General features: G+C 71.4%; 10 protein-coding genes. 7 read left to right on the top strand and 3 right to left on the bottom strand.

Going from position 1 to position 8,806, the window contains the following annotated elements; translation table 11 throughout:
- Positions 1–570 (top strand): hypothetical protein (locus VOI19_RS08375; RefSeq protein ID WP_323792508.1); only part of this gene is annotated, 570 nt, incomplete at its 5' end.
- Positions 571–630: 60 nt separating this feature from the next.
- Here VOI19_RS08375 and VOI19_RS08370 read toward each other — a convergent pair.
- Positions 631–1,524: a dihydropteroate synthase gene (locus VOI19_RS08370; protein WP_323792507.1), complete on the bottom strand. Its 894-nt coding sequence runs from the start codon at positions 1,522–1,524 to the stop codon at positions 631–633.
- On the bottom strand, positions 1,521–2,297 hold the full coding sequence (locus VOI19_RS08365) for a dihydrofolate reductase family protein (protein ID WP_323792506.1): 777 nt from the start codon (positions 2,295–2,297) through the stop codon (positions 1,521–1,523). Before VOI19_RS08365 ends, VOI19_RS08370 begins: the two co-directional genes overlap by 4 nt.
- Before the next feature lie 73 nt (positions 2,298–2,370).
- Here VOI19_RS08365 and VOI19_RS08360 point away from each other — a divergent pair, with 73 nt between their 5' ends.
- From VOI19_RS08360 to VOI19_RS08350, 3 genes are read left to right on the top strand one after another with little or no spacing between them, the layout of a single operon-like run.
- The gene (locus VOI19_RS08360) at positions 2,371–3,750 is read left to right on the top strand and encodes an MFS transporter (RefSeq protein ID WP_323792505.1); all 1,380 of its coding nucleotides are present in this window, start codon (positions 2,371–2,373) and stop codon (positions 3,748–3,750) included.
- A gap of 30 nt (positions 3,751–3,780) precedes the next feature.
- Entirely contained in the window at positions 3,781–4,689 is a 909-nt protein-coding gene (locus VOI19_RS08355; protein ID WP_323792504.1) for an LLM class flavin-dependent oxidoreductase, read from the top strand.
- A complete protein-coding gene (locus VOI19_RS08350; protein WP_323792503.1) occupies positions 4,686–5,267 on the top strand; it encodes a rhomboid family intramembrane serine protease in 582 nt (193 codons plus the stop codon). The genes VOI19_RS08355 and VOI19_RS08350 overlap by 4 nt, the downstream gene beginning before the upstream one ends.
- Positions 5,268–5,328: 61 nt before the next feature.
- On the opposite strand, the gene VOI19_RS08345 is transcribed toward VOI19_RS08350, so the two are convergent.
- Positions 5,329–6,615 carry an HNH endonuclease gene (locus tag VOI19_RS08345; RefSeq protein WP_323792502.1) on the bottom strand — a complete coding sequence of 429 codons (1,287 nt, stop codon included), beginning with the start codon at positions 6,613–6,615 and terminating at the stop codon, positions 5,329–5,331.
- 227 nt (positions 6,616–6,842) lie between these two features.
- On the opposite strand from VOI19_RS08345, the gene VOI19_RS08340 reads away from it, so the two are divergent.
- The 3 genes from VOI19_RS08340 to VOI19_RS08330 all read left to right on the top strand — a co-directional run.
- A complete protein-coding gene (locus VOI19_RS08340) occupies positions 6,843–7,322 on the top strand; it encodes a nucleoside deaminase (RefSeq protein ID WP_323792501.1) in 480 nt (159 codons plus the stop codon).
- Between the two features lie 18 nt (positions 7,323–7,340).
- Positions 7,341–7,838: a hypothetical protein gene (locus VOI19_RS08335; protein WP_323792500.1), complete on the top strand. Its 498-nt coding sequence runs from the start codon at positions 7,341–7,343 to the stop codon at positions 7,836–7,838.
- 104 nt (positions 7,839–7,942) lie between these two features.
- A partial coding sequence (locus VOI19_RS08330) for an LLM class flavin-dependent oxidoreductase (RefSeq protein WP_323792509.1) occupies positions 7,943–8,806 on the top strand: 864 nt, incomplete at its 3' end.

Genomic DNA, 8,806 nt, shown 5'->3' with positions numbered 1-8,806 from the left:
AACACCGTGATCGACGGCAACTCCGCTGCGGGCAACGACGCCACGCAGGGCGGCGGCGGACTCTTCCAGGACGCCGGCCCGGGCACCCTCACGGTGACCGGCTCGACGGTCACCGACAACCTCGCGACCGGCACGTCCGGCTCGGGCGGCGGGCTGCTCAACGACCAGGGCACCGTGTTCGTCAGTGACACCGTCTTCTCCGGCAACGACGCGATCCGCGCCGGTGGCGGCATCGAGACGAACGCCGGCACGGTCACGCTGACCGACGTCGACCTCGACACCAACACCACCGGGGGCAACCCCGGCAACGGCGGCGGGTTCCACGCCGGCGGCGCCAACACCGTCAGCTACACCGGCGGCACGGTCAGCAACAACGTCGCAGCCAAGGAGGGTGGCGGGCTGTGGTGCAGCAACTCCGGCACCTTCACCGCGACCGGCATCTCGTTCAGCGGCAACTCCGCCGGGGTCGACGGTGACGACGTCTATCGCCAGGAGCCGGGCGCGACCCCGACGGTGAGCGTCTGCTCGATCAACGGCGTCCTGGTGCCGCAGGGCACCGGCACTCCCTGATTGCCAGCACCTAGCGGCACACCTCGGCCCCGGCGCTCCTGCGTCGGGGCCGAGGTGTTCTCACAGAGCGTGCAGCGCGCCGAGGACGGCGACGATCTGCGGCACCTCGTGGGTGCGGTAGACGCCCGTGCCGCCCAGATTGGCCAGCACGGTGTAGAAGCTCTCGGCGATCCGGAACTGCTCCTCGAAGAGGTCGAAGGAGTGCGGCACCGAGTGGCAGATCGGCACGCCCAGTCGTCGCAGCCGGAACGAGTTGAGGAGCACCGACGCCTGGTGGCGCGAGCGCTCCAGCGGGTCGTCGGTGCGGAAGCTGAAGCCGACACCGGGGTCGATCGAGAGGCTTGTGACCCCCGCGGCGCGGGCTGCGCCGATCCGCTGCTCGAAGCGCTCGAGCATCTCCGGGACCGGGTCGGTGTCGGCGGACGGGTCGCGGCCGGTGTCGAGGTCGCGCGCGTGGGCGCCGTAGACGTGGCACAGCACGACCGCGGCGTCGTACTCCGCGGCGAGGTCGAACATCGCGGCGTCGTCGTCGGAGCCGGTCAGGTTGAGCGCCCGGGCGCCGGCCTCGAGCCCGGCGCGCACGGTCGGCGCCGCATAGCTCTCGATCGACACCGCGATGTCGTCGGCGGCGAGGGCCTCGATGACCGGCACCAGCGAGCGGATCTGCTGGTCGGCGTCGACGCGGGCCTTCGTGACGTTGGTGGACTCCGCACCCACGTCGATCAGGTGCGCCCCCTGCGCGGCCAGCACCCGCCCGCGTCGTACGGCGTTGGCGGTCGAGGTCGCGACGCTCTCGCGGTAGGTCGAGTCGCGCGAGAGGTTGACGACTCCCATCACCACCGGCTCGGTGTCGGTGTCGAACGTGCGGGTGCCCAGGCGCAGCGGCTCGACGGCGTGGTCGAGGTCGTCGGCGTGTGCGGTGGCGAGGTCGACGAGGCGTCGCAGGCTGATCACGCGCTCGCCCCCGACTCGTCGGGCCTCAGGTAGCGGCACATCAGGAAGCTCTCGGCGTGCAGCACGTGCGCGAGCTCGAGCGACGCAACCGACTCGAGGCCGGAGGTGCGGGGCGTCTCGGCCGTGCCGGCGAAGGTGGGGGAGACGGTGATGTCGGCCTCGTCGAGCAGGTCGTCGGCGACCAGCGACTCCAGCAGGGTCGGACCGCCCTCGCAGACGATACGCAGCAGACCGCGCTGCTCGAGCACGTCCAGCACCGTCGCGGCGCTGGGCCGCTCCTCGGCGGTGACCACCAGGTCGCAGTGCTTGCGGGCGGCTGCGGCGCGGTCGGGGTCGGGCTCGGCGCCGGTGATGATGAGCGGGCGCATGGTGGAGTCGGTGAACAGCTTGCCGTCGAAGTCGAGGTCGAGGGAGCCGGTCACGATGGCCAGCACCGGCGCGGGGGCCAGCCCGGCGGCGGTGCGGACGTCGGCGTCCTCGGGCTTCGCGCGCATCGGGCCGTAGCCCTCGGCGCGCACCGTGCCGGCACCCACCAGCACGGCGGCCGCGAGGCGTCGTACGGCGTTGAAGACGGCCTTGTCGACGGAGGAGGAGATCGAGCCGCTGAGCCCGTCGGGTCCGGCGGCGGCGCCGTCGAGCGTGGTGACCATCATCGCCCGTACCCAGCGCTCGTCGGCGGGCCAGGGATAGGCGTCGCGGACGTCGTCGTCGCTGAGGTCGCTGCCCGGTGCGTGACCGGTGGCGCGATCCGGGTGACTGAAGATCATCTGCATCCGACCGAACCTAGCGCCGACACCCTCACCCCTGCGGGCGACCCTCACCAGGCGGCGAGGCGGCGGAACGGGAATGATCCGGGGCCGCTGGGTGTTCACGGTCACCGTGACCCCCGAGACGTCTGCGACCGCCGCCACCACTGGCACCGCTGACGACTCCCGCCGGGTCGCCCTGCTCCTCGGACTGCTCTTCGGCGTCGCCGGGATGGGCTCGTCGTCCGCGGCGATCGCGGTGCCGCTGATCGCTGACGACCTCGCGATCGGTCAGGGCGCCGCCACCTGGACGATCAGCCTCTACGTGCTGATGCTGGCCGTGACCACCGCCGTCTACGGCCGGGTCTCCGACCTGCTCGGCACCCGCATCCCGCTGCTCATAGGGCTCGCCCTGATGGCGAGCGGCGCCCTCGCCGCGGCGCTCGCGCCGACGTTCGAAATGCTCCTCGTCGCCCGCCTCGTGCAGGGCGCCGGTGCTGCCGCCGTCCCGACGCTGGGTGTGGCGATCATCAACGGCCGCTACGAGGGCGGCATCCGCGGCCTCGCGCTGGGCCGGCTCGCGGCGATGGCCGCGGCGGTCAGCTGCCTGGGCCCGTTGCTCGGCGGACTGGTCGAGTCCCTCTTCGGCTGGCGGGCCGTGCTGGCCCTGCCGATCCTCGGCGCGCTGGTGGTGCCCTTCCTGTGGCGCGCGCTCAGCGACCACCGCAGCATCGCCCGCCTCGACGTCGTGGGCGCGATCCTGGTGGCCCTCACCGCCGGTGGCTTCGTGCTCGTCGTGCAGTCGCCCTCGACCGGGGTCGCGGTGCTGCTCGCCGGCATCGTCCTGGCGCTGGTAGGCGTGCCGGCCACAGCGGGCTGGGTGAAGCGCAACCCCAGCGGCTTCCTGCCGCTCGAGGTGATCCGCGACCGGTCGGTGCTGCGCAACGCTGCGGCGGGCGCCTCGATCCCGGGCGCGTGGTTCGCCCTGCTCGTCGCGGCCCCCGCCGTCCTCATCGGTGACGGCTGGGAGGCCTGGCAGGTCGGCCTCGTGCTCGTGCCGAGCGCGGTCGTGGCGCTCTTCGTGCCGCGCTTCACCGGTCCGCTGATGAACACCCTCGGACCGAGCCGCTCGCTGGCCGTCTCCGCCGGCGTCGCGATCCTGGCGCTGATGGCTGCCTCCGTCGGCGCGGCCTTCGTGTGGCCGGCGCTGCTGGCGCTCTCGGTCGCCCTGGTGACGATCGCCTTCGGCATCGGCCAGCCCGCCATGAGCGCGGCCGTGTCCGACGCAGTGGCGCCCGAGGTGCGCGGTGTCGCGCTCGGCGTGGCCACACTGGTCTTCCTCGTCGGCGGCTCGGTCGGCTCGGCCGTCGTGGGCGGACTCGGCGAGGCCTGGGGCATGTGGCAGAGCCTGGCGCTGCTCGCCCTGCTGCCGGTTGCCGGACTGCTGGCGCTGCGACCCGAGCTGCGTCGTACGGACTGAGGGTCTGGGCTGCTCTGTCAGAGTGGAGTCATGCAGATCGGGATGACCCTTCCGGTGATGGAGCCGGACCTCTGGAGCGACGGACCCACGGTCCTGGAGGAGTGGGCCCGCGCGATCGACGACGGCCCGTTCGCCTCGCTCTGCTTCGGCGAGCGGATGGCCTTCGACAACCCCGAGACGCTCACCCTGCTCGGCGCGGTCGCGGCGTGGACGTCGCGCGTGCGTCTGGTGACCACGGTGATCGTGCCGCAGCTCCACGACCCGGTGCTGCTCGCCAAGTCGCTCGCCACCGGTGACCAGCTGTCGCGTGGGCGGCTCACCGTCGGCTTCGGTGTCGGCGGCCGCGAGGAGGACTACCGCGCGGTCGGCGCCGACCTCGCCGACCAACGGATGGCCGAGATGGCGCGGCGGGTCGGCGTGATGAAGCAGGTGTGGGCCGGCGAGCACGTCACCGACTCCGTGCGACCCGTCGGACCCCCGCCCGCGCAGCGCGGCGGACCCGAGCTGCTCGTCGGCACGATGGGTCCGCGCACGATCCGGCACGCGGCCTCGTGGGCCGACGGCCTGGCCGGTGTCACGCTCGACCTCGACCCCGAGGCGACGGGCGCGTTGTACGACGAGGCGCGCGCGGCCTGGGCCGACGCCGCTCGCGGCGAGCCACGGCTGACGACGTCGTTCTGGTTCGCCCTGGACGACGGCTCGGGTGAGGCTCGCGAGCAGGTGCACCGCCACCTGCGCCACTACATGAACTGGCTGCCCGAGCAGCTGGTCGACGCGATGGCCCCCACGACCGGCTTCGCCGGCACCGTCGAGGAGCTGCGTGTGGTCCTGGACCGCTTCGCGCAGCTCGGCACCGACGAGGTGCACCTGATCCCGACCTCGAGCGACGTCACGCAGGTCGAGCAGATCGCGGAGCAGCTCGGGGAGCTGGTCGCGTGAGTGCGATCACGAGGCGTCGGGACCGCGCCCGGCCGGCCTGGGTCGCGGCGGCGATGGTGTCGGGGGCGTTCGTCGTCCTGCTGTACGTCATCGAGCTGGTCGACGTCATCCTCGACAACCGCCTCGACGGACTCGGCGTCGAGCCGCGCTCGGCCGACGGGCTGTGGGGTGTCGCCTTCGCTCCGCTGCTCCACGGCAGCTGGACACACCTGGAGGCCAACACCGTTCCGGCCCTGATCCTGTTCTTCCTCGTGCTGGTCTCGGGCATCTCCCGCGGGCTCGAGGCGACTGCGGTGATCTGGCTCGTCGGTGGCGTCGGGGTCTGGCTCTTCGCCGGCACCAACTCGATCCACCTCGGGGCCTCGGTGCTGATCTTCGGCTGGCTCGTCTACCTGATGGTGCGAGGCATCTGGACCCGCAAGATCGGCCAGATCCTGCTCGGTCTGGTGCTCGTGCTGCTCTACGGCACCCTGCTCCTCGGCGTTCTCCCAGGCCAGCCTGGGGTCTCCTGGCAGGGCCATCTCTTCGGCGCCCTCGGAGGCGGGCTCGCCGCCTGGTTGATCAAGTTCGACGACTGACCCTCGGCCGGTGACGTGCCTGTGACCCCGCTGGTCTCAGCGGGGTGTCGGGGCGTGGTGTTCAGGGGTCGGGTGGGTCATTCAGCGGTGTCGTGGTCGGCATCCGGCCGTGGCGTCGTCCGCGGGTGACTCGGAAGCGGTGGCCGGAGGGGCTGGTCCAGTCGTAGACCCCGGGGTGCGGGCTGTCGTAGGCCCAGGTGGAGAAGGTCTTGGCGCGGTGGTGCTTCCTGCACAGGAGCGAGAGGTTCGACGTGGTCGTTTTCCCGCCGGCATCGGGGTTGTTCTTGTTGAAGGGAACTCGATGGTCGAGGTCGCAGTAGTTGGCGCGTCTGGTGCAGTTGGGGAAGACGCAGTTCTGGTCGCGCAGGCGTACTTGTTCGACGAGCCTCGCGGTCGGGACGTAGGCCTGTGTGGTGATCTCTTGGTTGAGGTCGATGACGGGCTTGATGGTCACGCTTGTGCCGGCGGTCTGGCACCAGTCCTTGAGCTGATCGATCAGCACGTCTCCACCGCCGACGTTGTCCAACGTGGCGTGGGGGCTGTCGGAGTCGATGTGGGCGTAGATCACGACCCCGCGCCCTCCGGTGTCGCCGCTCTCGGTGGTGTCGAGGTCGAGCGTCAGTTGGGTGCGGGCCATCTCCCCGACAGCCATGGAGCGGCGCGCGCCGAGGGATTCCTCGCAGCCGAGGTCGCCGAGGCTCTTGGCGCCTTGCTTGACGGCTGCTTCGAGGTCGAGGGCGTCTTCGGTCGACAGGGAGCCGGTGACATCGATGGTGCCGTCGGTGGTGGCGTTGCGCCCTCCGAGGTGGACCTGGAAGTCGCGGTCGTCTGCAGCCTTGAGCCGTCGGCGTTCGGCTTCTTCGGGGTCGAACAGGTCGATGGCTTGGGCGATGGTGCGTTCGATCTGGGCAAACGAGCAGGAGTGCAGGGTGGGTGCGAGCATCCGGTCGACGTGGGCTGCGCCGTCGAAGGGCAGGAACATGGTGGAGGCGGCGAGCTTGAGTGCTTTCCAGGCCGGGACCTGCAGGTCGACTACTCGTTTCCAGACCCGGGGCAGGCGGTAGCGCAGCTCGAGGACCTTGCCGATGTAGAAGCATCCTGTGTCGGAGGACATCGCGAGCCCGGCGGCGAGGTCGTAGGCGTGGAACTCGCTGACCAGCGGACAACCCACACCTCCGAGGAGTACCCCGTCGACACCGAAGGTCAGGTCGTCGATGACCGAGTTGTCGATGCGGTGCTCCACGGCCCACTGCACGATGCCTTTCATGAGCTCCACGTCGGCTGTGTCGCGGGCCGTCCGGAGGTCGCGGACCGCGGCGATCGCGGTCGGGGTGGGCGTCTTTCGCATGGTCCGATTGTAGTCGTGGCCACCGACATTCGATAGTGTGATCGAACGACCTGTGGATGAGGTTGCGGGTTGCTCACGGGGTTTCGAGGCTCACTTCGCTCGCACCTCAACCACCGTGGGGCCGGGGCTTCGTCGACGGGCTCGTTCCTCGCCCTGCTCAACCTCCGTGGGTGGCGTGCGGGGGTTCGGGTCCCAGGGGTGCGCGGGTGGCGCTCTATCGTGGGCCGATGACCTCGGAGCACACCGACGAGACCTGGCTGGCGCACGCCGTCCAGCTCGCCGTCGCCAACGTCGCTGATGGTGGTGGGCCGTTCGGTGCGGTGATCGTGCGTGGCGGAGTGCTGGTGGCGGAGGGTCAGAACCGCGTGACGCGTGACCTCGACCCGACCGCGCACGCCGAGGTGCAGGCGATCCGTGCGGCCGGCCGCGAGCTCGGTGACTTCGCGCTCACCGGGTGCGTGCTCTTCGCCTCCTGCGAGCCGTGTCCGCTGTGCGTCTCGGCTGCTTTGTGGGCGCGACTGGACCGGGTGGTCTTCGCTGCCGACCGCCACGACGCGGCGCGCGGCGGCTTCGACGACCGGGCGTTCTACGACCTGCTCCAGCAGGACCGCGCGACCTGGCCGATGTCGGTCTCGCAGGTCCCTGGCGCCGGGGCAGCGGCACCCTTCGATGCCTGGCTCGCCGACCAGGACCGCACCCGCTACTGACGTGGAAGAGAGGCCCTCGTGGTCGCACCCGATGTGATGGCCTTCGCCGACCGCAAGACCGACGGCGCCTACGACGTGACCGAGCCGTCCGGCACCGTGGTCGCCCGGATCCACGTCCCGCTGTGGTCCGGCTCGTCGTTCACCGCGACCACGGCCGCGGGGGAGCCGCTGTGTGCCGGCCGCCGCGCCGGCTTCTTCACCACCACCTGGCAGGCGACCGACCCCGGTGGCCGCTTCCTGGGCTCGGTCCGCAGCGGCTTCCTGAGTCCCAAGGTCGTGACCTTGGCCGACGGCCGCACGCTCAGCCTGCGCGGCGAGCTGTGGCGACGGGACTGGTCGTTGCTCGACGTCGAGGGACACTCCGTGCTCTCCTCGACCCCCACGACCAGCAGCTGGTCCTTCCGCCCCGACGCCTGGCTGGTGCGCTGCCACGACCTCAGTCTCGACCTCGACGAGGTGGTCGCGGTGGTCCAGCTCAACCGGATGATGGTGAAGGCGGCGCGCTCCAGCGACTGAGGTCCGGGCGGAATGTCAGAGCGGCGCACGCCGTTGACCCTGGGATGACCAGCGACTCCAGCCCTGCCGCCCTGCCCCAGCCCACAGAGCTTCCCAAGTTGTCCGTGCTCGACCTCGTGCCCGTGCGCTCCGACCAGACCAGCGCGGACGCCGTCCGCGCCTCCGTGAGCCTGGCCCGCACCGCCGACGAGCTCGGCTACGAGCGCTACTGGGTGGCCGAGCACCACAACATGCCGGCGGTGGCCGCGACCAACCCGCCCGTGCTGATCGCGATGCTGGCCGGCGCGACCGAGCGGATCCGCGTCGGCAGCGGCGGAGTGATGCTGCCCAACCACGCGCCGCTCGTCGTCGCCGAGCAGTTCGCGCTCCTCGAGGCCGCCTACCCGGGCCGGATCGACCTTGGCATCGGCCGCGCGCCGGGCACCGACCAGGTCACCAGCTGGGCGCTGCGCCACGGCGCCGGGGGAGTGAGCGACGAGGCCGTCACGCGCTTCCCCGAGTACGTCGACAACGTGCTGGCGATGATGGAGCCCGAAGGCGTCGGCCTCCAGCTGCGCGGCAGCGTGCACACGCTCACCGCCACCCCTCGAGCGACGTCGGTGCCGACCATCTGGCTCCTCGGCTCCTCCGACTACTCCGCGCGCCTGGCCGCGGAGAAGGGGATGCCCTACGTCTTCGCCCACCACTTCTCCGGCCAGGGCACGGCCGAGGCCCTCGAGCTCTACCGCAGCACCTTCCAGCCCTCGGGGCTCCCGGGAGCGCTCGAGGCCCCGCGCACCTTCCTCACCGTCAACGCGTCGGTCGCCGAGACCACCGAGGAGGCGCTGCGCCTGGCCACCCCGCAGCTGCAGATGATGCTCGCGCTGCGCACCGGGGCGCCGCTGAGTGCCCAGAGCCTCGTCGAGGAGGCCGAGAAGCGGGACCTGCCGGCCGACCAGCGCGATCTGATCGCGGCCATGGCGCGGCGT

The organism is Nocardioides sp., from assembly GCF_034670285.1.
Taxonomy (GTDB): domain Bacteria; phylum Actinomycetota; class Actinomycetes; order Propionibacteriales; family Nocardioidaceae; genus Nocardioides.
This window is presented reverse-complemented; position numbering and strand designations above follow the sequence as displayed.